The organism is Xanthomonas sp. NCPPB 1638 (assembly GCF_041475635.2).
In the GTDB taxonomy this organism is placed as follows: domain Bacteria; phylum Pseudomonadota; class Gammaproteobacteria; order Xanthomonadales; family Xanthomonadaceae; genus Xanthomonas; species Xanthomonas cucurbitae.
On record NZ_CM192984.1, the window covers coordinates 2,693,129 to 2,717,060 of the forward strand.

Annotated in this window: 17 protein-coding genes and 3 pseudogenes; 13 read left to right on the forward strand and 7 right to left on the reverse strand. The window is 65.0% G+C overall.

The window, feature by feature from the left end; all coding sequences use genetic code 11:
• Positions 1-294 precede the first annotated feature (294 nt).
• Positions 295-585, forward strand: a pseudogene (locus tag ACCQ13_RS11580) (hypothetical protein); the annotation flags it as partial.
• Here the strand turns inward: ACCQ13_RS11580 and ACCQ13_RS11585 are convergent.
• Positions 582-1,174, reverse strand: a pseudogene (locus ACCQ13_RS11585) (transposase); the annotation flags it as partial. The pseudogenes ACCQ13_RS11580 and ACCQ13_RS11585 sit on opposite strands and share 4 nt — an antisense overlap.
• 101 nt (positions 1,175-1,275) lie before the next feature.
• Between ACCQ13_RS11585 and ACCQ13_RS11590 the strand changes: the two are divergent.
• The 8 genes and pseudogenes from ACCQ13_RS11590 to ACCQ13_RS11625 form a co-directional block, all read left to right on the forward strand.
• Positions 1,276-1,368: pseudogene (locus ACCQ13_RS11590) on the forward strand (integrase); the annotation flags it as partial.
• A 132-nt stretch (positions 1,369-1,500) separates the two neighbouring features.
• Positions 1,501-2,562 (forward strand): XopE/AvrPphe family type III secretion system effector, encoded by a 1,062-nt coding sequence (gene xopE / locus ACCQ13_RS11595; RefSeq protein WP_159407218.1) that lies wholly within the window; start codon positions 1,501-1,503, stop codon positions 2,560-2,562.
• 407 nt (positions 2,563-2,969) lie between these two features.
• The gene (bufB, locus tag ACCQ13_RS11600; protein ID WP_159407219.1) at positions 2,970-3,785 is read left to right on the forward strand and encodes an MNIO family bufferin maturase; all 816 of its coding nucleotides are present in this window, start codon (positions 2,970-2,972) and stop codon (positions 3,783-3,785) included.
• Positions 3,778-4,671, forward strand: coding sequence for an HvfC/BufC N-terminal domain-containing protein (locus ACCQ13_RS11605; protein WP_274391946.1), 894 nt, complete (start codon positions 3,778-3,780; stop codon positions 4,669-4,671). The genes bufB and ACCQ13_RS11605 overlap by 8 nt, the downstream gene beginning before the upstream one ends.
• Before the next feature lie 253 nt (positions 4,672-4,924).
• Complete coding sequence (locus tag ACCQ13_RS11610) at positions 4,925-7,315, forward strand: TonB-dependent receptor plug domain-containing protein (RefSeq protein ID WP_274391947.1); 2,391 nt, start codon at positions 4,925-4,927, stop codon at positions 7,313-7,315.
• Between the two features lie 19 nt (positions 7,316-7,334).
• Complete coding sequence (locus ACCQ13_RS11615; protein ID WP_274391948.1) at positions 7,335-8,801, forward strand: DUF3526 domain-containing protein; 1,467 nt, start codon at positions 7,335-7,337, stop codon at positions 8,799-8,801.
• On the forward strand, positions 8,798-10,156 hold the full coding sequence (locus ACCQ13_RS11620) for an ABC transporter permease subunit (RefSeq protein WP_104604645.1): 1,359 nt from the start codon (positions 8,798-8,800) through the stop codon (positions 10,154-10,156). Before ACCQ13_RS11615 ends, ACCQ13_RS11620 begins: the two co-directional genes overlap by 4 nt.
• 10 nt (positions 10,157-10,166) lie before the next feature.
• Positions 10,167-10,877: an ABC transporter ATP-binding protein gene (locus tag ACCQ13_RS11625; protein ID WP_104604646.1), complete on the forward strand. Its 711-nt coding sequence runs from the start codon at positions 10,167-10,169 to the stop codon at positions 10,875-10,877.
• 8 nt (positions 10,878-10,885) lie between these two features.
• Here the strand turns inward: ACCQ13_RS11625 and ACCQ13_RS11630 are convergent, their stop codons facing one another.
• From ACCQ13_RS11630 to ACCQ13_RS11640, 3 genes are all read right to left on the reverse strand, one after another.
• Entirely contained in the window at positions 10,886-12,736 is a 1,851-nt protein-coding gene (locus tag ACCQ13_RS11630; RefSeq protein ID WP_372372080.1) for an asparagine synthase-related protein, read from the reverse strand.
• A 12-nt stretch (positions 12,737-12,748) separates the two neighbouring features.
• Complete coding sequence (locus tag ACCQ13_RS11635; protein ID WP_249027670.1) at positions 12,749-13,378, reverse strand: lasso peptide biosynthesis B2 protein; 630 nt, start codon at positions 13,376-13,378, stop codon at positions 12,749-12,751.
• Between the two features lie 147 nt (positions 13,379-13,525).
• Positions 13,526-13,681, reverse strand: a complete 156-nt coding sequence (locus ACCQ13_RS11640) for a hypothetical protein (protein ID WP_170067010.1) — start codon at positions 13,679-13,681, stop codon at positions 13,526-13,528.
• Between the two features lie 248 nt (positions 13,682-13,929).
• Here ACCQ13_RS11640 and ACCQ13_RS11645 point away from each other — a divergent pair, with 248 nt between their 5' ends.
• Complete coding sequence (locus ACCQ13_RS11645; RefSeq protein WP_274391951.1) at positions 13,930-14,856, forward strand: hypothetical protein; 927 nt, start codon at positions 13,930-13,932, stop codon at positions 14,854-14,856.
• An 11-nt stretch (positions 14,857-14,867) separates the two neighbouring features.
• On the opposite strand, the gene ACCQ13_RS11650 is transcribed toward ACCQ13_RS11645, so the two are convergent.
• On the reverse strand, positions 14,868-16,610 hold the full coding sequence (locus tag ACCQ13_RS11650) for an ABC transporter ATP-binding protein (protein WP_211293019.1): 1,743 nt from the start codon (positions 16,608-16,610) through the stop codon (positions 14,868-14,870).
• Between the two features lie 96 nt (positions 16,611-16,706).
• Between ACCQ13_RS11650 and ACCQ13_RS11655 the strand changes: the two genes are divergently transcribed.
• Together ACCQ13_RS11655 and ACCQ13_RS11660 are read left to right on the forward strand one after the other, a co-directional pair.
• Positions 16,707-17,861, forward strand: a complete 1,155-nt coding sequence (locus tag ACCQ13_RS11655) for an acetyltransferase domain-containing protein (protein ID WP_104604652.1) — start codon at positions 16,707-16,709, stop codon at positions 17,859-17,861.
• A 175-nt stretch (positions 17,862-18,036) separates the two neighbouring features.
• The gene (locus tag ACCQ13_RS11660; RefSeq protein ID WP_104604654.1) at positions 18,037-18,312 is read left to right on the forward strand and encodes a hypothetical protein; all 276 of its coding nucleotides are present in this window, start codon (positions 18,037-18,039) and stop codon (positions 18,310-18,312) included.
• A gap of 119 nt (positions 18,313-18,431) precedes the next feature.
• Here ACCQ13_RS11660 and ACCQ13_RS11665 read toward each other — a convergent pair whose 3' ends face one another.
• Both ACCQ13_RS11665 and ACCQ13_RS11670 read right to left on the reverse strand, forming a co-directional pair.
• Complete coding sequence (locus ACCQ13_RS11665) at positions 18,432-19,763, reverse strand: PQQ-dependent sugar dehydrogenase (RefSeq protein ID WP_104604656.1); 1,332 nt, start codon at positions 19,761-19,763, stop codon at positions 18,432-18,434.
• Positions 19,760-20,176: a DUF2231 domain-containing protein gene (locus ACCQ13_RS11670; protein ID WP_104604658.1), complete on the reverse strand. Its 417-nt coding sequence runs from the start codon at positions 20,174-20,176 to the stop codon at positions 19,760-19,762. Before ACCQ13_RS11670 ends, ACCQ13_RS11665 begins: the two co-directional genes overlap by 4 nt.
• Positions 20,177-21,100: 924 nt before the next feature.
• Here ACCQ13_RS11670 and ACCQ13_RS11675 point away from each other — a divergent pair.
• On the forward strand, positions 21,101-23,872 hold the full coding sequence (locus ACCQ13_RS11675) for a S8 family serine peptidase (RefSeq protein WP_274391952.1): 2,772 nt from the start codon (positions 21,101-21,103) through the stop codon (positions 23,870-23,872).
• The last annotated feature ends 60 nt before the right edge of the window (positions 23,873-23,932 follow it).

Sequence of the window (23,932 nt, forward strand, 5' to 3'; positions counted from 1 at the left end):
CTGGAGCCGCGCAAGAGTGCGGGCCAGGGCCGGGCGGTAACCCGACTGCTGACCCGTTTTTTCATGCCTATCAGGGCAATTCTTGCCGGTGGCAGCAACCACCGGCAGCACTCAGGGCCGCGTTGGAGGCGGCACGCGTATGAAGCCACAGAACCGAGTCGGACATAATATACATTATGCGAAATAGCGTTATGGCGGTTCGTTCCAGGCTCCTTTGGATCTGGCTGAAACCGGGCTAGGCATTGCTTGGCCCAATCACAGGATTACTGTGCAGTTTGAGAAATCTCCGGCCAATTGATACTGAGCGGACCGCACGCGCCAAGGCAGCACTACCGTGGCGCTTGCGCATCACTGCATCCAGTTCAGCGCGCTGTTCGATCGTCAGTAGGGGTCTTTGTCCGAGCATCCGATTTCAATGATTCATTGGACTGGGACGAACAGCGCCCCGGCGCCAAGGTCGCCATCGGCGAGGCGCTGCAGGATCTGGTCAGCCGCCTGGCAGAGCGGTTGCACGCCGAGGCTGATACGGTCGTAGCGCAGGCGCAGGCGCGCACCCAAGCGCTGGCACAGGCCCGACACGAGGCATACGCGGAGGGCGTCAGTCCGCCGATGGCTTTTTTGGGTCGCTCCTGGTTGTACTCGCGTCGCCAGCGCTCGATCTCGGTGCGCGCATGCAGCAGTGTGGGGAACCAGTGTTCGTTGAGGCATTCATCGCGCAACCAGCCGTCAGGCGACCATGGCCTTGCCGCAGAACTCAGTTCCACGATGCGCTCGCGCAACGCAACGTTGCGGTCCTCGCGCGGGCAATGGCGCAGCGCACTGGCGCTCATACCCATCGCCGCCAAGGCGCTCCGCTCGCTGGCCCCTCGCCCTACCCACTCGCGCACCAGTGCTCGCCGTGCCGGTGCGCTCACCATTTTTTTTACAGTGCCTCCTTGATCAGATCGTTCTGGAACACCTGCTCGGCGAGCAGCTTCTTCAGGCGCGTGTTCTCGGCCTCCAAGTCCTTGAGCCGCTTGGCATCAGGCACGCTCATCCCACCGAACTTGCTGCGCCATAGGTAGTACGAGGCCTCGCTGAAACCGTGGCGCCGGCACAGATCCTTGATCGCCACGCCGCTTTCGGCCTCACGCAGAAAGCCGATGACCTGCTCGTCAGTAAAACGCTTCTTCACGTCCAATCTCCTTCGGGGTAGGCAATTGGACTCTAGACTGGCGTGCTACTCAAAATCGGGGGGACCCTGCCGCAGGCCAACGAGGCCTTGACCGCACCCACCTGGAGCGGGAACTGGCGCAGCTGCGGCCAGCGCACTCCGTTGGCGAACCCGAAAATCCCATCGCAGCTGGTGCAATGCCAGGAAGTTCGTGATCCGCCGCTTGGCGGAGGCTAGGTAATCCCCCGCGTCAATGCTTCGTCGTCCCAGCCAGGATTTCGGTGAGGCGAAGCGAATCGGAAAGCCCCCCCCCAGAATTGCTCCTACACTCACTGCAGGAGATCAAGATGGGGCTATGCACTTCAAAGCTGAGCGTGGCGGGTTCACCTGAGCATTATTTAACCAACGCCACAGAGCAGACCACGCCCTCTACGCCTTCATCCCCCGAGGCGCCCATGTCACCCAGCCTGCATGGCTTGGTGGCACTCGGCACTTCGGGAGCGAGGCGGGGGCGCTTCCGGCAGCCGACCCTACAACCGCACGAAGTTCAGCAGGCGGCCTACCAGCTTGGTATGCGACTCAACGGCAGACCCATCGAAGACGCGAGCGACCGTCAACGCCTTGCCGATGCTACAGAGACGGTGCACGAGACACGACTCGCCTTGCACCGTGGGCGAGGCAATGTCGATAGCGATCTGCGGCTCAGCAACGGACGGAGCGCCACTTATAGCTCCCTGTCTTACTGTCTCGGTGAAAATGACGAAAGTTTACTGGCAGGCAGTGCGCTGGCTGCGGGGGCAGGCAACTGTGATCACAATGCAGCGATTAACGCACGTCGGCATGCAGTCCGCATGGAGAATGGCGGGCAGATGATGACCGTACGCGACTACGACCAGACCCACCTCTACGCGCTCTACCGGCCCCCAGGCTCGGCAGAGGCGGAAGAATCCACTGTAGTCCTCGACTCGTGGGCCGACGGTCCGGCCGTTCTACTAAGGGATTCGCACTGGGCCGAAACGTACGGAACATCCACCAATGTAGTTGAACGCTTCGACAAGCCTGATGCAATCGACGCGCTGGCCAGGACAAACGCATTCAGAGCCGAGATCGAGGACCCGCAAACTGAACTCCATGCAAATGCGCGCGACCTAGAGAGAGCCTTTCTAGCCAACCCCGCACCTGGCGATATCTGTTCCTCGATGCCGGTCATCGCCCCCGATCTGGCCCGAAACACGCGTCAAAGGCTGCAAGAGTACTCACCGCGGACGCGTCAAGCTCTAGCCGGCGATGCTGCGCGGCAGGCCTATGGACTGGATAACGCACAGCCCATCTCGCCGCGCACAACTGCTGCGATCCTTGAAGATGCAGAGCGCCTGGATGCCTTGGGTCGCCCACCCTTGAGTTGGTGACGATGGATGAAGCCGGATGAGCGTCGACACGTCCATGACGCCACCGGAGCGCGCTTGGGCGCGCTACGCGCCCAAGCGGCCAGGCCATGCGCGGTTGCTATAGGCCGGTCCTTCCACGTCGCCAACGTGTGGCGCGAGGTGGACGTCGAATTGCGGCTCTCCGTGTTGGACCTGGTGGTGCACGTGCAGCAGTAGCCCGGCATGAGGGTCGGCAGGGCTCGTTAGAAATCCTTTACTGACAGTGATTTAGCTCACTTTTGGCTGTGTTTTACACAAATCCCTGCCGACCCTCAGATTGGCCCGATGACGGCGGTGCTGGCAAGCATCGCTGCGATGACGGCGATCGCGCTGCTATCGCTCAGGCACTGGCGAGGCGAAGCACTGCATCAAGACGGGCCATTGCTCGCATGGCCCAAGGGAATTCGGAAAATTATCTCGACGATCATGGCTACCAACGCGCCATGCTGAGCCAGCTGGCCGCCGAGGTTCCCATCGTCATGCATGGCGTGAGCCTGTCGATCGGCTCGCAGACACCGCTCGACCACGATTACCTGCGCAAGCTCGCACGCCTGGCCGAAGACATCGGCGCGGCCTGGATATCGGATCACCTGTGCTGGACCGGGCTTGGCTCGCACAACACGCACGATCTGCTGCCACTGCCCTTCACTGCACAATCGCTGGCGCATGTGCGTGATCGCGTGCTGCGCGTGCAGGACCTGCTGGGCCGGGCGTTGGTGCTGGAAAATCCGTCCAGCTATGTGCAGTTCCAGACCTCGACCATGCCCGAGTGGGAGTTCCTGGCGCGTCTGGCCGAGGGCACCGGTTGTGGTCTCTTGCTCGACGTCAACAATGTCTACGTGAGCGCGCACAACCATCGCTTCGATCCCGAACAGTATCTGCGCGCCCTACCGCACCGCCAGGTGGTGCAGATCCATCTGGCGGGACCAACGCAGTTCGGCGATTGCCTGGTCGATACGCACGACCAGCCGGTGCCCGGGCGCGTCTGGGAGTTGTACGCACTTGCGCAACAGCTGACCGGCGGCGTGTCCACGCTGCTGGAATGGGATGCCAACCTGCCCGATTACACCGGGCTTCTGGACGAATTGAACAAGGCACGTCAGCTGCTGGAGGGCCGCACCCCGGCCATGATCGCTCCGGTGATGGCCGAGCACGCAGTGTCGACGCCACTGCACTACCGTCCGACGGAGCCGCTGGATGCCTGATCTGCGAACACAGGCCAGCAACGCAACGCCGCTCGAACAGCTGCAGCGCTGGATGCTGACGGCTACCACGCATCCAGCGGGATTGGGCGAGGGCCTCAGGACGGCATCTGCGCTATTCGCCGATCAGGGCGTGGAACTGAGGACACTGATTGCCGTCCCTGCCGGTGTCGACCCGCACCAGCGGCTGGCGATCTACGCCAATGGCTACTGGCTCAGGCTGATCGATTGCCTGCACGCCGACCACCCGGCACTGGCGCGCTTGTTCGGCGCGGAACTGTTTGCATTCTTCGCCCGGGCGTACTTGAGCAGCTCCCCCTCCGGGTCACCTTCCCTGCATGCGCTGGGGGCGCGGTTTCCGCTGTTCTTGCGGGCCTCGCAAAGAGCGCGCGCCGCGCAACGGCAACGCCTTCCGCTGGAGTTGGCGTGGATCGAGCGGGCGCTGGCCGATGCCAGCCGCGCGCATGGACTGGAACAGACGAAAGTGGACGCGGGCATCGACGCCAGCGCGCTGGCGCACGGCTGGCCTTGTGTCGTGCATGTGCCGGCAACAACACGCGTGACCATGGTCTCGCACACGGTGGAAAGTCTTCGCGGCTGGTTGTCGGGGGGCGATGTGGTCCCCGCCCCGGCCGCCAGCCGGGAGTTCGTGGTCGTTCGTCGCCATCGATTCCGTGTCGGGATCGAGCCGCTGACCGATTGGCAATTCTTCGCGTTGCGCCATGCCATGCGTCGGCCACGCCCGCTGGTCGATTGCGCACGCGCAGCGGCGCGGCGCACCGGACGTGCCGCCGGGGAACTGTGCGCCCTGCTCGCGCTGTGGCTTCCCACCGCTCAGGCTTCGAGCATGGTGTTGTTGCAGGCGCCCGTCGAACCGCCTGGCCGCTAGTTCCGACGCGCCGTCCTCGGCACGTCACCCGGCATGACACGCCGCCTCCGAACGCGCGTGTCGGCGCCAGCTCTGCGCTGAAGGTGCGCAAACCAGCACGGATGCACGGATGTTCGCCCTCCTTGCATTGCCGGATTGTCGCGCGGCGATATTTGTCATAAGATAACAAACAGGGGTTATATTGTAACAATTCCAGGCGCGTCGCATCACTGCAACGCCGCGATCCTTACGCTCACCACACCGCCGGCCAGTGATGAAAACTCGTTCCGTTGTCCTGCCGCCAGCACTGCTGGCGGCGAGTATCCTCGTTGTATTGGCGGGCGCCGCGCCGGCGCTGGCGCAGCAGCCAGGTGCCGCCGTGCGTGGCGACGCGCAGGATGTGCAGCCAGGCGACGGCGCGCGCACGCTCGCGCCGGTTCTTGTCACCGGCAGTCATATCCGTGAGATCACCACGGGCGGGGCGTCTCCAGTCATCGTCTTCGAGAAACAGGATATCGAACGTGTCGGCGTGGCGACGCTGCAGCAGTTCTTCGAAAAACTTCCGCAGAATTTCGGCGGCGGCGCCAATGGCGCCAATGTCGCCAACCTCGGGCTGGACCGCGATACCGGGAGCAATTTTGGCCAGGGGACCTCGATCAACCTGCGTGGCCTGGGTACCGGCACCACGCTGACCTTGGTCAACGGCCATCGGGTGGCCTCGTCCAACCGCTATCAGTACGTCGATGTGTCGTTGATTCCATTGAGCGCGGTGGAGCGGGTGGAGATCCTGACCGACGGAGCATCGGCGATCTACGGCGCCGACGCGGTGGGAGGCGTGGTCAACATCATCCTGCGCCGCGACTTCACCGGCTACGAAACTGCGGTTCGCGCGGGGACCACCACACGTGGCGGCATGCAGGAGTACCAGGCATCGCAGGCTGGTGGTTGGGCATGGGATGGTGGGCATCTGCTGGCCAGCTACGAATTTCTGAAACAGGACAATCTGGCCGCCAGCGAGCGTGATTTCTCGAAGAACGTCACCGCCACGCCGTACGACCTGTATCCCGGTTCCAGGCGACACAGTCTGTATATCGATGGCAGCCAGCAACTGAGCGAGGTGCTGACGCTTACCGTCACCGGCTCGTGGGCCAAGCGCGACATGGACACCACCATCTCCGGAACCGCCGATGAAACCCGCCTGTTCCCGCAGACGCGGCAGTTCGATCTGTTTGCCGGGCTGACCCTGGAGCTGCCGCGGCAGTGGCAGGCACGCTTGAATGGCGGCTACGGCAGGAATGCCGTGCGCTACGAGCGCACCACGATCTCGGCGACGTCGGCCACTACCGCGCGTCCTACCGACATGCGTTCGGACACGCGCTATCTGGAACTCATCGCCGATGGCGAACTGGCCACCCTGCCCGCCGGTGCCGCGCGGGTGGCGTTCGGCAGCAGCATCCGGCGCGATGGTTACGACTTTTTCGACTACCGCGGGCTGGAGCGGCCGTTCGACGTGCATCGCGACATCACCTCGGTGTTCGCCGAATTGAACGTGCCGCTGCTCAAGGACCTTCCCGGCCTGCGCAGGTTGTCGTTGACGGCCGCCGCGCGCCATGATGACTACAGCGACTTCGGTTCCACCCTCAATCCCAAGTTCGGCCTGCTGTGGGAAGCCACCGAGGGGCTGACCCTGCGCAGCACCTATGGGCGGTCGTACCGCGCGCCGGTGTACCAGGACATGCAGCCGAACAACACGGCCATTGTGGCGCGCATCCCCAATCCGAATGCACCCAGCGGACGCACCGTATTGATGATGCTGGCCAACGGCAATCCCGAGCTGGGCCCGGAGCGCGCCAGAACCTGGACCGGCGGGGTGTCGTTCGCGCCGCGCGCCGTGCCCGGATTGAAGATCGATGCAAGCTACTACCGCATCCGCTACGAAGACCGCATCGACAGCGGGTTTGCCTGCAGCTTTCCGTCGCTGTTCCTGGGCCCGACCGCAGCCTATGCCGATATCCTCACCTTCGCACCGACGCCCGAGCAGATCCGCGAGGCGCGCCAGATCGGTCAGGCCGGGCTGGGGGTGTTCGTGTCGCGGGTGGGTCCGTTCGCACTGCCGCCCGGAACCGACGAAACCAGCACCGAGGTGATTCTCGACAACCGCTTCCGCAACAACGCGTCCACCGCCCAGCGCGGCGTCGATCTGGATGCAGCCTACGAACTGGAGATGGGGCAGACCAGCATCGCGCTGAACCTTGCGGGGCAGTACATCATCGATTCCACGCGCCGGATCAGCCCAGTCGCACCGGAGGTCGAGGCGTTCAATGCGGTGTACCTGCCGATCGACCTCAAGCTGCGTGGCGGGCTGGCGGCCACCCGGCACCAAGTGTCGGGCGGCGTGTTCGTCAACTATGCCGATCGCTATCGCGATCCGGCCAACCTGGCCGACCCGCACGTGGCGTCCTGGACCACGGTGGACCTGACGATCGGCTACCGTTTTGGCGGCGCGTCATCCGCGCAGGAAGGCACGCGCCTGGCCGTCAATGTGCAGAACCTGTTCGATCGGGATCCGCCCTTCGTCGTGAACGGCATCAACAGCGGCTTCGATCCCACCAATGCCACTGCACTGGGGCGGTTTGCGTCCGTCACCCTGACCTATCAGTGGTAGCTCAACAAGGAAGCATGCCGTGGCCGGGCCTCTTGCAGACGACACCGTGAACACCTCCGCGCTGTCGCAGCTGCGTGGCGTGGCAACCACCCAGCTCGTGCTGATGTGGCGTGAGCGGCGCGTGGTGTGGCTGGCGGGGGTGGTGCTGTTGCTGGCGGTCACTTCGATCGTCACCAGTGCGGTGCGCCTGTCACAACAGGCGCAGGAGCGGCAGGCGGTCGCCCAGGAGGAAGCACGCCTGTGGGACGGCCAGGGCCTGATCGATCCACACGCAGCCGCGCATGTCGGCCGTGCCGTTCCGGCGCCGGTCACACCGCTGGCAAGCTTCGATGCCGGGCTGTCCGACGTGGTCGGCTCTTCGGTGTTCATTGAGGGCCATGCGCAGAATCCAGCGCGCCACCGGCCAATCGAGGAAGGCGCGGCGCTGAGCCGCTTCGGCGGTTTTTCGGCCGCCTGGGCGCTGCAGGTGGTGGCGCCACTGCTCATCATTGTCGCCGGATTTTCAAGCATGTCCGGCGAGGTGGCGCGCGAACGGCTGCGCCAGGAGCTGGCCGCCGGCGGCGGCGCGAAGGCGTTGGTCGGCGGGCGCCTGCTGGCCCTGGCCATTGCCGCCGGTACGCTCGCCGCTGCCCTGTTCGTGGCCAGCTTTCCAGCGCTGCTGCTGCAGGGTGCAAGTGGTCCCGAACTCGCCGCGCTGCTGGCCATCGGTGCCGGTTACCTGCTCTACCTGCTGACCTTCAGTGCCCTCACCGTGGCCCTCTCCGCGCTGTGTCGATCAGCGCGCACTGCGTTGGCGCTGCTGCTGGGCATCTGGGTGGTGTCCACCCTGCTCGCGCCACGGGTGGCCCCGGCGGTTGCCGAAAGCCTGGTTCCCACGCCGTCGGCTCCAGCGTTTCGTGCGGCGGTGACCGAAGAGGCCGAACGTGGCGTCGACGGCCACGACCCTGCCGACCAGCGGCTGGAGGCCCTCAAGCGCGCGTTGCTGGCGCGCTACCAAGTCGAGGACGTGGCGGATCTGCCAGTCAACTTCCGGGGAGTGGCGCTGGAGTTCGGCGAGCACAATTCCACCCAGACCTACGCACGGCACTTCGAACGCCTGCATGTCGCCTACCAGCGGCAGGAGCGCGTGCAGCGCGCGTTCGCAGCGCTCTCGCCGACGCTGGCCTTGCAGCCGTGGTCGCGCGCCTTCGCCGGCACCGACTACGCCGCCCACCTGGCCTACCTGCGTGGCGTGGAGGACTACCGCTATCGGCTGATACAGGCACTGAACCACGAGGTGAAGCTGCACAAGCCTGCGCCGGGTGAGCGCTATCACCTGGCCGACATCGCCACGCTGTCGCGTTCGGTGGTGTATGTCCCGCACGCGCAATCGCTGTCTGCCACGGCCGCCGCGCAGGCACCGAATCTGGCGATTCTGCTGGGCTGGCTACTACTGGCACTTGGCCTGACGCGCCTGAGTGCCGCCCGCCTGGAGCGGGTGGCATGAGCAGCAGTGCGGTAGCGGGCTATGAAATGCGTCGGTTGTTTCGCGATCGCGCCGTCATCGGCCTGCTGTTGCTGCTGGCCGCACTGGGAACCTATGCCGCGTGGAACGGCCACCAGTGGGTCGGCCAGCGCATGACGGCCATCGGCCTGCTCGCCGCCGAAGAGCAGCAGATGCAGACGCGTGCGCGCGACTTCGTCGGGAAGACGCCTTCGGTGTTGCCGCGCGTACAACCCGTGCTGCGCCCGGCAGCGATGGCAGCGGTGTCGATCGGGCAGGCCGATGCCTATCCCTTCACCGCCGACGTGGTGGCGCTGGGGGATGCCACGACGTTGTTCACGCGTGTGTGGGCGGATATCGGCAGCCCGACCGCGCGCGCAGCCGGGCGCTTCGACCTGGCCTTCGTCATCGTCTTCCTGCTGCCGCTGATCCTGCTGGCGGTCAGCTACGACCTGTGGTCGCGCGAGCGCGAGCGCGGCGTCGCCGCCATGCTGATGGCGCAACCGGTCAGCGTGGGCAGGTTGCTCCTGGTCAAGGCACTGGCACGGGCAGCGGTGGTGCTGCTGCCGGCCACCACACTTCTGGTGGCCGCGGCGGCGTGGGCCGGCGCGCACGATCCGGCCGGGCTGGCCTGCCTGGCCTTGATCGTCCTGGGCTATGGCAGTTTCTGGCTGGCGGTGGCCGTGGTGATTGCTTTGCGTGCGCGGCGCTCCACCGATGCGGCGATCGCCGCCGGTGCGATCTGGCTGTTGCTGGTGGTCATGGCCCCCTCGCTGGCGCTGGCCGGGGTCGACCTGCTGGCGCCGCCGCCCTCGCAGATGCGTTTTGCCACCGAGGTGAAGGCACGCATGGCGCACATTGCCGAACAACAACGCCAGCAGCGCGTGGCCAGCCCCGCGCCGGTACACACCCCGGCCCCCACCATTCCCGATCAACTGCGCGAGCGTTATGCCGACCTGGTTGCTGCCGACCGGCAACTGGCGCCCATGCTGGCCGATCACCGGCGCGCGCGCGATGCGCGCCGGCGCGTCATGGACCAATTGCGCTTGCTGCTGCCGGCCGTGGCCGCCCAGGATGCGCTGGATCGCCTTGCCGGCAGCGATGCCGACCGCGCCCTCGCCTTCCAGGATCAGGTGACCACGTTCTGGCACCAGCGCCGACGGCTGCACCAGTCCTACCTGGAACGCGATGCCGTCCAGACCCTGGCCGAGTACGACAGTCTGCCGCGCTTTGCCTTCCGCGAGGCTGGCAACGCCCTGTCGCCGGGCGTGCTGGCCGATCTGGCGGCGCTGCTCGCCGCCACGGGCCTGGCCCTGATCGCCGCGCGGGCCATGCGTGGCCAGGCGACATCACCATGAGGAGCTCTGCATGCTTTGCGCAAACGCCTTGACCAAACACCACGGCATGCAGCGTGCGCTGCAGGATGTGAGCTTCACGGTGGCCCCTGGCGAGATCTATTGCCTGCTCGGTGCCAATGGCGCCGGAAAGTCGACCACGATCAAGCTGTTCCTGGGCTTCATGGAACCGACCTCCGGTTCGGCCCAGGTGGATGGACTCGACGCACGACACGAACCACAGGCGGTACGGCGCCGTTTGCTGTACATCCCCGAGACGGTGGCCTTGTATGAAGAGCTGACCGGCTACGAGAACCTGGACTACTTCGCACGGCTGGCGAACGTGCAGGAACGCTCGCCGGCGCGCCTGCGCGAGGCGTTGAAGGCAGCAGGACTGGCCGCCAACGTGCTCGACCGCCGGGTGGGCCACTACTCGAAGGGAATGCGCCAGAAGGTGGGTATTGCGCTGGCCATCGTCAAGCAGGCCAAGGCGCTGCTGCTGGACGAGCCGACCTCGGGGCTGGATCCGGAGGCCTCAGCCGAGTTCCATGCCTTGCTGGTGCGCCAGCGCGACAGTGGAACCGCGATCCTGATGGCGACCCACGACCTGTTCCGCGCGCGCGAGGTCGCCACCACGATCGGTCTGATGCAGGCGGGCCGCCTACGCCGCACGCTGCAGGCCGCCTCCATCACCGCCAACGATCTGGAAGACCTGTACCTGGAAGAAATGAGCCGGCACCGGTAGGCCACCGCTCAAGCCGCAGCTGCGGCGGCACCAGGAGCGCTTGCCGACCAACGCCGCAGCCAGGCCTCGATATTGAGCTGGGGACCAAAGATGCCCAGTGCCTGGAGCGAATGATCCGGGCTGACGCGGCCGATCCCGGCGTCAGCCAGCTGGCTGTCGATCAATCCGCGCTCGGCCAGCCGCCCACCGACCAGCAGGCCACGGATGAAGTCGCGATGGTGCCGGGTGACGGCCACGGAGTGGTCGTCCAGGTAGCACTTCACCTTGCGCGACAGCAACGCCTGTGGCAGCAGGCCCTCGAACGCACGTCGCGCGATGGTGCGGTCTTCGGCGTCGGCCATGAGCAGGTGCAGTGGAATCCGCGCGAACAGCTCCACCACCGGCTGCGCACTGATCGGCGACACCCCGTGCCAGTGCCCCGCCCCCTCGAACGGGTCCAGCACGCTGACCGGGAACACCATCCTGCCGATATGCGCCAGCTTGTAGGGCGACACGCGATGCCCCTGGGCGATGGCGTGCCGCAGCCACGCCGGCTGCGACGCACGCTGCGCAGCGGCGTCCACCCGTACCCATTCGCAAGGGTTGCCCCAGTTATCGTTGATGCGCGCCGGTTTCTTCAAGATGCCATGCCGCAGCGCATCCTTGACCACGCCATAGAGGGAATCACCGGCCTGCGCGGTCTCCAGCGCCACGCGCAGGAAGTGCCGATCGATGCCATGCTGCCAGGCGTAGTCGATGGCTGGCGCATTGCCCTTGAAACGCAGGAAGACCGCATCGCCACCGACCCCGGTGAACTGCACCAGTTCCTGCTCCGGGGTGCTGCCCAGGCCGGTACGCCGATGCAGCAGGTAGCCCGAACAATGCGCCGGCCGCGCCGTCACCGGAAAGTGCATGAGCTGTTCCAGTGCGCAGTGCGGCGCCCGTGCGTATTCGATGTACTCGCAGCTGCGTCCGGATGAGGCGCAGGCGCCCTCCACCGCCATCCGCGCGAATGCGCGCTCATCGGCGCCGATGCCGGAATCGTAATGATGGACGCATTGCACCTGTGGCTGGGAAGGCGCGTGCAGCAGGCCGGCCAGGATGATCGATGAATCCAGGCCGCCGGAGAGCTGCAATTGCACCCGTGCATGCTGGCTGGCCAGCGCTCCGATGCAGCCCAGCAGCGTAGTACGTGCCAGCCGGACGGCGTGGTCCAGGTCGGTGATCGGATGCTCCACCGCATGCTGCACCACGTCCCAGTGACACTGCCGCCCGGCCGGCTGTCCATCGCGGATCGCGATACCCTCGCCGCCTTCCAGGGCATCGACCTCTTCGAACCCGGTCTGGGAGGTCTCGCGAAACGGAAACAACAGCGAATATTCCAGGTAGGACCAGCGCAGCGAAAAATGTCCAACCTGCAGTTTCAGGCAGTCTTCCATGCTGGAAAAGACGATCGTCACCGAGCCGACCACCGTGAGGAAGCATGCAAGCTCTGCAGTGGGGTCGCGCACCACGCACCAGCTGCGCGTAGCTGCGTCATGGCAGAACGCGACGTAGCGCCCCCAGTAATGCTGCACGAGGCGGCCGCCTTGGGTACTGCACACCGCCTGGGCTTCCTGCGCATCGAAGCTGGCCTTCGCTGGCACCGCACCGTCGGCAAAGGTCTTGGGGAAGATTTTCCCCAGTATCACCATCTGGCCGGTGCGCACGCACTCGAAAAAGCCCGGGTCGTCGGTCTGGCAATAGATCGCCGCACCGTCCTCGCGCAGCACGCAGGCAGCGTCAGGCAGCGCCGAGGCGATCGTCTCGTTGATCCGTGCGGCCTGCTCCACCGATGTGTCGGACAGGCCATTCCAGAAAACGGCAAGATAGCGATACATGGTCAGCCCGTGTCACAACACCAGGATGGGAACCATCCGGCGTAGATTGAATGGAATGTCGGTCAGCACGTAATCGTCGTACTGGAGCCAGCAGTGGGCCCTAAACGGGGCCGTTCGTACGGCAAATACCCATGAGGGGAAAAACCCGTAGCAGGCCAGAAACTCGCTCAAGGCAAGGCAATACAGAAAACACTCGTCGGTCTTCTTGAACGCGAGCGGGCGCAACCAATCGAAGATGCGTACCAGCGACGCCAGTCGCTGCACCGATTCCGGCGCCGATGGCTGACGCCGCGCCCTGCCCTGCGCCCTGGCCACGATGGCCTTGAGTGGCAACACTTTCTTGCTGAAGGCTGCAAAGCTCACCGCAACGACGAATCGGCGCAGATCCCGCGCCGCGATCGGCGGACGCCCCCGCAGCTCGCCCTCGCGCATCCAGCGGGTTGGCAGCGCAATCGTGGAAGGCGTGGCGGGCTTGCCCAGCCGGGCATCCTGCGTAATCAGGCGGCGATCGAGCAGCGTCTGGAGAATCGGCGGGATGCCTGGCGCATGGGCCGCTACCGGCCAACCCTGCACATGATGCCCCAACCTGGCCGCCTGCTGCTCGCCGATGGATAGATAGGCACCGGTCGCCACGTCCAGCATCACCACCACCCCATTGGCAATGCACACATGCGCTTGCCTGGACAGCAGATATGGCGGTGATGGCTCCATCTCACGCATGGCCGTTTCCATTCGCAAAAGAAGCGGTGCATGCCGCGCACGCACCGCTGGTGACGTCAGTGCCGCCGGTTACGGCGACGTGGTCGGGAAAATGCCGTCCCACAATGTCCCATGGCTATGGGCGCGGGTTTCGGACACGACGGAACCCAGTTCGATCAGACCGCCGCCATCGTGGTCCTGCTGGGTGGAATCTTCTGCCAGCCCAAGTTCGATCAACTCGTTCATGCACATTTCCTTTTGGTCGGTAAGTTGGCGCGCCCAACATTGTCGGACGCGTTCGAAACAGCCGCGGCAACCCTGGTGAAAAATTGCATACGCGGCTGCTCAATGTTACAAGATAACAATTGCCAGCGTGTGGCATTTATTTTCAATCACTGGAATTTCGACGTGACAATAATCACAGAACGCGCATGTCGCCGGAGAAACTCCTGCACGACCGACGCGACCGACGCGACCACGATGCAGGCAACCCAATGAGTGCACTGAACAACGACGAGGCGTTCGACCAGACGCTGCTGTTGCGTGGTTTGTTTCCGTTATCGCGGTTGATTCGTTTTGTTCGCGAACGATGCCCTGCCGGGCAGGTGGACGAGTCGGTCCAACTGGAACAGTGGCGCCAGGCCAAGGCCGTCGCGCTTGCGCTCGCCAGCGACGAGGCCGGCCATGCAGACGATATCGGTGTGCAGGCGTTGCCAGACGACCTGCAGGCATTGGGTGCAGCGGCATTGCGACAGCCATCGATGCATCGGATCACCAGCCTGGTGCCGCGCTCCTGGTGCATGGTGGAAGTGGACCGCCTGGTGGTCTTCCAGGAATCCATCAACCTGCGCTATCTACACACGCTCAAGGAGCGCGTAGCGTCCGCGCCGGACGAACGGCAGATCATGGAATTGGCTACCTGCCTGGGCGAACAGGCGCACCCAGAGGTGCGCCACTCGCAGGCAGACGGCGACCATGCCTTCGCCTCGACCTCCAATGACCTGCGCTTTCTCGATGTGGCCGTACTCGATCCATCCGCCATTGCGCAGTACACCCCCTTCGGGACGGCCAGCCATGCCGTGGTGATCTACCTGGGTTTCAGCGACAACGTCATCAGCGCCACCCGCGTCGGCAGACGGCTGATCCTGACCAATGGCTCGCATCGCGCCTATCTGCTGCGCTCGCTGGGGTTTCGCTACATCCCTTGCCTGGTGACCGATGCCAGCGACAGCGATACCTCGGAAATCCTGTTGCCTGCGGCGGTGAAACAGGAGCGTGATTTCTACCTGCGCGCCGCCAGGCCGCCCTTGTTCAAGGACTACAGCGATCCTCGCCTGACCCAGATCGTTCCAACGTTGCGGAGAAACTATGTGCTTCGGGCCAAGCTGGATTTGAAGAGAACCACCGTGCCGGCCGTGTAGCAGGTACGGCGTCAGGCCAGCTCGGCCGGCGCGTGCGACGTGCCCACATCGGCTTGCAGTTCGATCACACGGTCGGTCGGTGCAATGCTCGCGTGCCGGTGCGTGATGGCAAGCACTGTCACCTCGTTTGCCAGCGCACGCACATGCGCCATCACCTGTTGCTGGGTGACGTCGTCCAGCGCGGAGCTGGCCTCGTCCAGCAGCAGGATCGCAGGATTTCCGTAGAGCGCGCGCGCGATCGCGATGCGCTGCCGTTCGCCACCGGACAGCTTCAGACCACGTTCGCCGACGACTGTTTCCAGGCCGTGGGGCAAGGCATCGACAAGCGGCAGGATGGCCGCCCTGGCCGCAATCTGGCGCAGGCGGGCCTCATCGCGCGCGCGGCCAAGCAGGATGTTGTCTGCCAGCGTTTCGTTGAGCAGCACGACATCCTGCGGAACCAGGGCCGCGACCGCGTGCCAATCGGCGCGATCGATGCCCGCAAGGTCGACCCCGTCGACAAGGATGCGGCCGGCGTCCGGCTCGATGGCCTTCAACGCCAGTTTGAAGAGGGTGGACTTTCCGGCGCCGGTTTCACCCGTCAGAAAGGTGATGCCGCCCCGCTCTACGGTAAAGCTCACCGCAGCGACGCCACGGCCGTTGTCGTAACGGTGGCTGACGTGATCGAACACCAGCCGCCCCTTGCCTGGCACGAACTTGGGCCCACCCTGCACCCGCGGCTCTTCCGGTGCACCCCAGAGCGTCACCAACGGGAGCAGCATCGCGCGCGCGCGCGCAACATCGTCGATGGCGCGTGCAATCGCTTCGAACGGTGTGTTGAGCTGCAGCAGCAGCAGATTGAACAGCACCAGATCCCCGATGCTGACGACGCCCGCCTGGTAGCGCGGTAGCAGCAGCAAAAAGGTGACGGAGAACTGGACCGCCAGCCCCGCACCCAACAAGGCGATGTAGCCAAGGCGCTGCACCACATAGGCACGCCAGTTGTCACGGACCGCGTGCGCCCTGTGCTCGAAACGCTGGGTCATCCAGGCGTGGCTGCCGAACTGGCGCAGCGTCTCCATCGCGTTTATGGCATTGCCGACGAAGCGGGCATTCTCCTGTCCCGCTGCGGTAGCCGCCTCCAGGTAGATGCGCGCGCGCCGGGTGGCGATGGCCGACAGACCGATGGCCACCGCACCATAGACCACCACCACGAGAACGAGTTGAAGGTCGATCAGCGCGCCCAGCGTGAGCAGGCTCAGCAGGATCTGCAGCAGGCCGGGAACGAAGGCGACCAGTGCCAGCTGGACCAGCACTTTCAGTCCACTGCGGCCCTTTTCGCCAGCAGCCTGGATTTCCGCCGGATTGTGTTCGATGAAGAACGCGCTGGTCTTTCTGAGGATCGCCGCAAAGTAGCGCGTGCTGGCGATGAATCCGAGATTCTCCGAGCGCAGGAAGGACAGGTACTGCACCATCTGTTGCAGTGCCGATCCCAGCCCAAGCACGACGGCATAGGCCACGAATGCCCAGGCCAGGGCTGATGCGCCGTCCTGCGGTAGCCGATCGATCAGGCGTGAAAACAGGTAGGGCGCGGCGACTGTCGTGACGCTGGCCAATCCGACCACGGCAACAACGCCCAGCAGCGGCCAGCGGTCGGACTTCCAGTAGGCAACCAGGATGTCAGCGACAGGAGATGGCATGGCGATGACGACAGACGAACCGGTGATGGGGCATGACGCTCGCTCCCTGGTTGGGTGTTGTGTAGTTCTGGCCATGCATCCAGCATTGCTGCAGGAGCGCACCCATTTGCCACGCCATGGCATGCAATTACAGGTATATGTTATGTTATGACATCGTCGCAAGGGTCGTCGATGACTTTCAAGTCCGTTACCACTACACGTCTGTCCTCCATCGATGCCCTGCGTGGCACGGTGATCCTGATCATGCTGCTGGACCACGTCCGCGACACTTTTTATCTGCATCGCCAACTGGCCGATCCGGTAGATCTGGACCAGGTCGAACCTGCGCTGTTCCTGTCGCGCGTGTTGGCCCATTTGTGCGCTCCGGTGTTCGTGTTGCTCACCGGCTTGTCGGCCTGGCTGTACGGCAGCCGCCAGGCTGATTCGCGCAAGGCCACCAGCCTGTTCCTGTTCAAGCGTGGCCTGTTCCTGATCGTGCTGGAACTGACCGTGGTCAATCTCGGCTGGAATTTCCAGCTACCGCCCAGCGTGTTCTACCTGCAGGTGATCTGGGCGATCGGCGTGAGCATGCTGGCCCTGTCGCTGCTGCTGTGGCTGCCGCGCGCAGCCTTGGCGGCAATCGCGGCCATCGTCATCGCCGGCCACAACCTGCTCGACGGCGTCGTCGCCAGCGATGGCACCGCCTGGCATGTGGTGTGGGCAATCCTGCATGAGCGCGGCTGGTTCGAGGTGGGCGGCATCCCGGTCCGGACCTCGTATCCGGTACTGCCCTGGATCGGCATCATCGTCCTGGGCTATGTGCTTGGCCCCTGGTTCGGCCGCGACACCTCACCCGTGCAGCGGCGCCGGCTGCTGCTGCGCAGTGGCTGGGGCATGCTCGCGGCGTTCGCGGCGTTGCGCCTGATCAATGTGTACGGCGATGCGCCGTGGCAACTTGATGCCGATGCGCTCACTGCGTTGATGAGCTTCTTCAACCTCACCAAGTACCCGCCTTCGCTATTGTTCGTGCTGTTTACCGTGGGCATCGGCCTGCTGCTGCTGCGCGCCTATGAAACACCTTGGATAGCGCGCCTGCTGGCGCCGCTCACCGACTTCGGCGCCGCGCCGATGTTCTTCTACGTGCTGCACCTGTATGTGCTGAAACTGCTGTATCTCGCTGCGGTGGCCGCGTTTGGAACCAATCACGGCCGCTACTACGGCATGGACTGTGTGGGCATGCTCTGGCTGACTGCGGCGGTTCTGATCCTGGCGCTGTACTACCCCACCCGCGCCTTTGCCCGGCTGAAGGCGCGCCGGCGCGATCTGGCGTGGCTGCGCTACTTCTGAGTACCGCTGGGTCTGAGTACCGCTGGAGCCGGAGCCGTGTAGCGCCGCCACCCAGGCATGACAACCGCTGACGCGCACTTGCGCTTAACGCGCCGTCCCTATGCTGGGCGCGCGTTGCAGCCCGTGCGCTGCGCGTGGGCCGTACTGCATTCAAGGACATTGCAAAGGAGATCGTATGAAGAAACTGCACAGAGCCATCCTTGCCGGAGCCCTGCTCGGGCTGAGCCCGGTGGCGTTCGCGGAAGTGGCCAACCTGACCAACAGCGCCGACGGTGCCAATCGCGATGCGGGCATTGCAGCGGTCAAGAAGAAGCTGCAGGACGCCTGCCAGGGCCGTCAGGGCAAGGTCGACATGGCCTCGTTCGAGGTGGTGTTCGAAAAAACCAGCGCCAACCCGGAGGTACCCAAGCCCTATTACGTGGATGCCAAGATCAAGTGCGATCTGCCTTGAGCTAGCGCTGTTCGCACTACCTCGCACTGGCGTGTAAATCGCCTGCGCCAGGAGCCCCGCAGTGCGGGGCTTTTGCGTTGCACACGCGCATCCGCGATGAAAGGCGGGATGCAGCGAGGTCAGCGCGCAGTGGCTGCCGGCGAAGCGGCCGTTGCAGGCGCCATGTCGGGGGTGATGCGCCAGATCACGTTGGCCAGGTCGTCGGCCACGATCAATGCGCCGCGCGGGTCCACGGTCACCCCCACCGGGCGTCCGCGGGTCTTGCCATCTTCGCCGAGAAAGCCGGAGACCACGTCCACCGGCGCGCCGGCCGGCCGTCCATCGCGGAACGGCACAAACACCACTTTGTAGCCAACCTGCGGATTGCGGTTCCAGCTGCCGTGTTCGCCCACGAACGCCCCGTCGGCGAATTTGGCGCCCATGGCCGCCGACGAGAACGCAACGCCCAACGCGGCGACGTGCGAGCCCAGCGCGTAGTCCGGGGTGATGGCGGCAGCCACCTTGGCCGGGTCCTGCGGCATGACCCGGGTGTCTACGTTCTTGCCCCAGTAGCTATAGGGCCAGCCATAGAACCCGCCGTCGCGCACCGAGGTCAGGTAATCGGGCACCAGGTTCGGCCCGATCTCGTCGCGTTCGTTGACCACTGCCCACAGCGCGCCGGTGCCTGGCTGGATGGCCAGCGCCGTAGGATTGCGCAGGCCGGTGGCGTAGGACCTGTGCGCACCGGTGGCCGCATCCACCTGCCAGACCTGTGCGCGATCCACTTCGGCCACCATGCCGCGTTCGGTGATGTTGCTGTTGGACCCGATCCCGACATACAGGTAGCGGCCGTCGGCACTGGCGGTCAGCGCCTTGGTCCAGTGGTGATTGATGGCCGACGGCAGGTCGGTCACCTTGATGGGCGTACCCTCGGCCTTGGTCTGGCCGTCCCGATACGCGAAGCGCAACAGGGCATCCTGGTTGGCGACATACAACGCGTCGCCGATCAGTGCGAGGCCGTAGGGCGCGTTGAGCTTGTCGGCGAAGACGGTTTTCAGCTCGTAGACGCCGTCGCCATTGGTGTCGCGCAACAGCGTCAGGCGATTGCCGCTCTTGACCTGGGTGGTGCCCTTTGCCTTGATGGGACCGGCGATGATGTCCTTGGGCTTGAGCTTGGGAGCCGACCCGCCGCGTCCTTCGGCCACCAAAATGTCGCCATTGGGCAACACCAGGGTCTGGCGGGGAATGCCCAGGCCGGTCGCGATGGCGGCAATGCGGTAGCCGGCGGGCACGGTCGGGGTGCGGTCGTTCCATGCCGCGGGTTCGGCGATGGTCATGTCCGGCAAGATGCCGCGTTCGGGCGCCGGCAGCTCCGGGGCGGCACCGAGCTGGTTGAGATCGGGAGCCTTGCTGCATGCGGCCAGGGCGGCGGCAAGCGCGGAAACGGTTGCCAGCTGCAGGTAGCGATTCATCGTGCACCTCCGACGCGCAGGCCGGACAATCCGGCCCAGGTGGCGACCAGGGCAAACAGTGTTGCGATCGCCGATAGCGTCAGGGCCGCCGGCATGATTGCCCAGGCATCGCGTGCGTGATGCAGGGCGTCGAGAAAGCCCGCGACCCAGGTGGCGACCAGGGCAACGGGGTAGATCACATGGCGGCTGCCACGCAGCAGCCCGACAAGCGCGAACACCAGGGCCAGCGTGGTCAGCAGCATCGCCCCGACCAGCAGCCATGACGCGAAATTGCTCCATTGAATCTGGTAACTGCTCCAGTAGGCATAGTCGCTTGCCAGCGCACCGAGGAACAACGGCCACATGCCGCAGAGCACGGCAGCATGCAATGGATGAATGACCCATGGGCGGGCGTGGACAGCGGTAGCGTTCATGGCGGACTCGTTGGGGCAATGACGAACCGTTCCGATGCTGCCAGTGTGCGTGTGACGAGCAGGCCACGCTCGGGGACCTTGCGCAGGTGGGCTGGCGGCCTGCCGGAGGGCGTGTTGTGTGTCTGGATCGGCTTGTCCAGTGTGGCAAACGCATCCTGCGCGCTATCGGCAATCTTGAATAATCATTGGTCGATATACTTCCCGGCGCGGGCCTCGCACCTGCGAACCACTGGTTTATCGCGAATATATCAATCCTCTTCGAATCTTCGCCGATCCAGGCGACAGATATGCCAGAAATACTCCTCCGTGCGGATTTGCGTTAATTTCACACAATCCTGAACACAGCGCGATGCAGCTGCTCACGGCGATTATCGCTACTAAAATTTCGCGCACTGATGCATCCGTTATACCGATCGCCTCAGACCACCATTCGATAGGTAGAGTCCGTTACTGAAGCTAACCGTTGCTTTGGAATGGTGTAGGAAATGTACCGACATCCTTGACTGAAATCCCTGATGCCATGCGGCCCAAGTCGCATTTAGGATTGTCGCCCCATGAAAAATGCGATGCAAACCACTTGAGTTCGCTGATGCAAATAGTGTGTGGTCGAGGCCGCGCAATGCCTTGCGACGATGATTTGTAGCAATCAGCCCAGTGGCAGGCGGGATTTCTCTGAATAACAACTGTCCATTCAGATTTTAGACCGGAACGACAGCGCCGTTAAACATTCTCGTAAGCACTCGACAACCAGATTGCGGCTTGAGCGCATGAGCAAGTGATGCATCCCGAGGGGACGGCGATGCTGCTGTCGAGGTGATTAACACGTGAACTCAATGCCGTACCGGTGCGTTGCCGGTGACGGGACCTTGCGCTAACCAGGCCGTCAGCCGTGGCGGCGCGTCTGACCAACGGAATCATCTGCCCATGAATCGTTCGCTGCTCGCCACCACCATCGCCTCCTGCCTCGTCCTGACCGCCTGTGGTGGCGGTGGCGGTGGCGGCAATGTACGTAACGACCCGCCGCAGAGCACCGTGATCGGGCCGGCTCCGACCGCTCCGACTACGCCTACTACTCCCCCCACCACCCCTCCCCCGGTCACCACGTCCGACCCGCTGCCCAGGACCGCTCCAGCTCCGGCTCCCGCACCTGCCCGTTATCAGGGCGTCGGCAGCAACCTGCTGGTTGCCACCAACGCCGATCTGGCGCAGCAAGCCGGCGCGAGGGGCCAGGGAGTGAAGGTGGCGGTGCTCGACGACAACCTCTACGCGAGCTATGTCCCGATCAGTGGCAAGATCGATAGCTTCGCCGACTACACCGACGCTCCTGGGGCACCGGAGTCGACGTCCAATGCACTGCGTGGTCATGGCACGGTGATTTCCGCGCTGGTGGTGGGTTCGGCGCAGGAGGGATTCGGCGGCGGCATCGCGCCGGATGCCGACCTGCTGTATGCGCGCATCTGCGCCGAGAACTCCTGTGGCACCCAGCAGGCCCGCCGCGCGGCAGTGGCGCTGGCGGCTGCAGGCACGCGCATCGCCAACCTGTCGATCGGTGCCTCGTACGCCGATGCCGCCAGTAGCGCCAATGCCGCCCTGGCCTGGCGTTTCGCGCTGACGCCGCTGGTTCAGGCCGATGCACTGATCGTGGCGGCCACCGGTAACGCCGGTGAGGCCGAGGCGGCCTACCCGGCGGCCACGCCGGTGCAGGAGGCCAGCGTCCGCAACAACTGGCTGGCGGTGGGCGCGATCACCGTGGACAGCGTGGGCAACCCGGCCGGGCTGACCAGCTACTCCAACCATTGCGGCGCCGCCGCGCCGTGGTGCCTGGTGGCACCGGGCAGCGTCACCGCCCCGGCGCTGGCCACGACCGAACTGCAAGGCCAGGTCGCCGGCACCTCGTTCTCCACCGCGGCCGTCAGTGGCGTTGCCGCACAGGTGCTGGGCGTGTATCCGTGGATGAGCGCCGTGAACCTGCAACAGACCCTGCTCACCACCGCCACCGACCTGGGGGATCCTGGCGTGGATGCGCTGTACGGCTGGGGCCTGGTCAACGCGGCCAAGGCAATCAAGGGTCCGGGGCAGTTCGCCAGCAACTGGGCGGCCAACGTGGGCGCCGGCTACGACAGCACCTTCAGCAACGCCATCTCCGGATCTGGCAGCCTGACCAAGAACGGCGCCGGCCGGCTCACCCTGAGCGGCGACAACAGCTACAGCGGCGGCACCAGCGTCAGCGATGGCGTGCTGGCGCTGACCGGCCGCCTGCGCTCGGACGTCATCGTGCTCAACTCCGCCACCTTCGAATCGCGCGGTGGCGTCATCAACGGTGGCTACAGCCTGGTCAACAGCACCGGCACCACCGCCATCCAACTCGGCACGGGGCTGATCGTCACCGGCCAGGCCAGCCTGAAAGGCAATCTGCTGTTGCTGCCCGAAGCAGCCGGCTACAACGTCGGTAGCACCGAGCGGATCGTCACTGCCGGAACGCTGCTGGGTAGTTTCGACCGCGTGCAGTACGCCAACAACTTCTTCTGGACCGCGGCGCTGAGCTATGCGCCAACATCGGTCACTGCCACGCTGACCCGCAACGCCTCGGCCGCCAGTGCGCAGGCGGCGGGGGCACCGCAGGCGGTGGTCAATGGTGCCAAGCAGGCCGATACGCTGGTCAAGGCGTTGGACACGCGCGTGGCTGCCGGCGATACCGCCAACCTGGGCGGCTTGCTCACCGCCACCGGCGCGCTGATCGGCGCGTCCGATGCGCAGGTGTCTGCCTCGTTGCCGACCCTGGCTGGCCAGGTGCATGGCGTCGAGCGCACGCTCGGGGTGCAGTCTGCGCTCAACGACGCGCGGATTGCCGCTGATCGGTTGCCCTACCTGGCCGACACCACCACGCTGACCACCTGGATGCAGGGCAGCTACCTGGATGGCGATCTGACCCGCAGTGGGTTTGCCGCGGCCGACTACACCCAGCAGGCCACCACCCTCGGCGTGGATCTGCCGGTGGGGGGCGCCGGCACCATCGTCGGTGCGGCGGTGACCTCCGGACAGGATCGTGCACACGTGGACGCCTCGGCCAGCCGTCTGCGCGCGGACCGCTATGCGCTGACCGCGTATCTGTATCAGCCGATCGGTCAGGCCTATGTCTCGGGCATTGGCGCTTACGGCATGAGCAATGTGGACACCGAACGCAACGTGCAGGCCGGCGGCATCGGCGAGCGGCTGCATGATCGCCGCCACGACACCCACTGGTCGCTGCGTGCCGAACTCGGTCTGCTGCCGCATGCGGGGCTGTCGCCGTTCGTTGCCGCCGGTGTGGTCAACCAGACCCAGGATGCGTTCGGTGAAGCCTCGCTCACCGGTCTTGGGCTGAGCGCGGGCAGCGACACCGTGCGTGTCGGTTACGCCGAGGCCGGCGTGCGCGGGCACCTGACGCGCGGGAATTGGGGCCTGGACGGCCTGCTGGCGTATCGCTCGGTGCTGGGCAACCCGTCCACCGACTTCACCGCCTGGTTCACCGGATTGCCGGAAGCGCGCTTCACCGTGGCGGGCGAGCCGGTTTCCAGACAGGCGCTGCGCGCCTCGCTCGGGGTCCGCTACCAGGTCAACGCGGCGTTTTCGGTGTACGGCAACATCGGCGCCGAGCGCGCTCGCTCCGATGCCGACAGCGTCAACGCCAACGTCGGCGTGCGCTGGCAGTTCTGACCGCACCGCGGTTGCGCGGCGAAGCAGACAATGCCCACGCCCCGGCAGAACCGGGGCGTG

Coding starts and splice junctions, on each gene's coding strand:
- xopE (WP_159407218.1), top strand. CDS start 1,501: ATGGGGCTATGCACTTCAAAGCTGAGCGTGGCGGGTTCACCTGAGCAT.
- ACCQ13_RS11665 (WP_104604656.1), bottom strand. CDS start 19,763: ATGAATCGCTACCTGCAGCTGGCAACCGTTTCCGCGCTTGCCGCCGCC.
- ACCQ13_RS11610 (WP_274391947.1), top strand. CDS start 4,925: ATGAAAACTCGTTCCGTTGTCCTGCCGCCAGCACTGCTGGCGGCGAGT.
- ACCQ13_RS11640 (WP_170067010.1), bottom strand. CDS start 13,681: ATGAACGAGTTGATCGAACTTGGGCTGGCAGAAGATTCCACCCAGCAG.
- ACCQ13_RS11645 (WP_274391951.1), top strand. CDS start 13,930: ATGAGTGCACTGAACAACGACGAGGCGTTCGACCAGACGCTGCTGTTG.
- ACCQ13_RS11605 (WP_274391946.1), top strand. CDS start 3,778: ATGCCTGATCTGCGAACACAGGCCAGCAACGCAACGCCGCTCGAACAG.
- ACCQ13_RS11670 (WP_104604658.1), bottom strand. CDS start 20,176: ATGAACGCTACCGCTGTCCACGCCCGCCCATGGGTCATTCATCCATTG.
- ACCQ13_RS11630 (WP_372372080.1), bottom strand. CDS start 12,736: ATGTATCGCTATCTTGCCGTTTTCTGGAATGGCCTGTCCGACACATCG.
- ACCQ13_RS11620 (WP_104604645.1), top strand. CDS start 8,798: ATGAGCAGCAGTGCGGTAGCGGGCTATGAAATGCGTCGGTTGTTTCGC.
- ACCQ13_RS11635 (WP_249027670.1), bottom strand. CDS start 13,378: ATGCTGGACGTGGCGACCGGTGCCTATCTATCCATCGGCGAGCAGCAG.
- ACCQ13_RS11625 (WP_104604646.1), top strand. CDS start 10,167: ATGCTTTGCGCAAACGCCTTGACCAAACACCACGGCATGCAGCGTGCG.
- ACCQ13_RS11650 (WP_211293019.1), bottom strand. CDS start 16,610: ATGGCCAGAACTACACAACACCCAACCAGGGAGCGAGCGTCATGCCCC.
- ACCQ13_RS11675 (WP_274391952.1), top strand. CDS start 21,101: ATGAATCGTTCGCTGCTCGCCACCACCATCGCCTCCTGCCTCGTCCTG.
- bufB (WP_159407219.1), top strand. CDS start 2,970: ATGGCCCAAGGGAATTCGGAAAATTATCTCGACGATCATGGCTACCAA.
- ACCQ13_RS11660 (WP_104604654.1), top strand. CDS start 18,037: ATGAAGAAACTGCACAGAGCCATCCTTGCCGGAGCCCTGCTCGGGCTG.
- ACCQ13_RS11655 (WP_104604652.1), top strand. CDS start 16,707: ATGACTTTCAAGTCCGTTACCACTACACGTCTGTCCTCCATCGATGCC.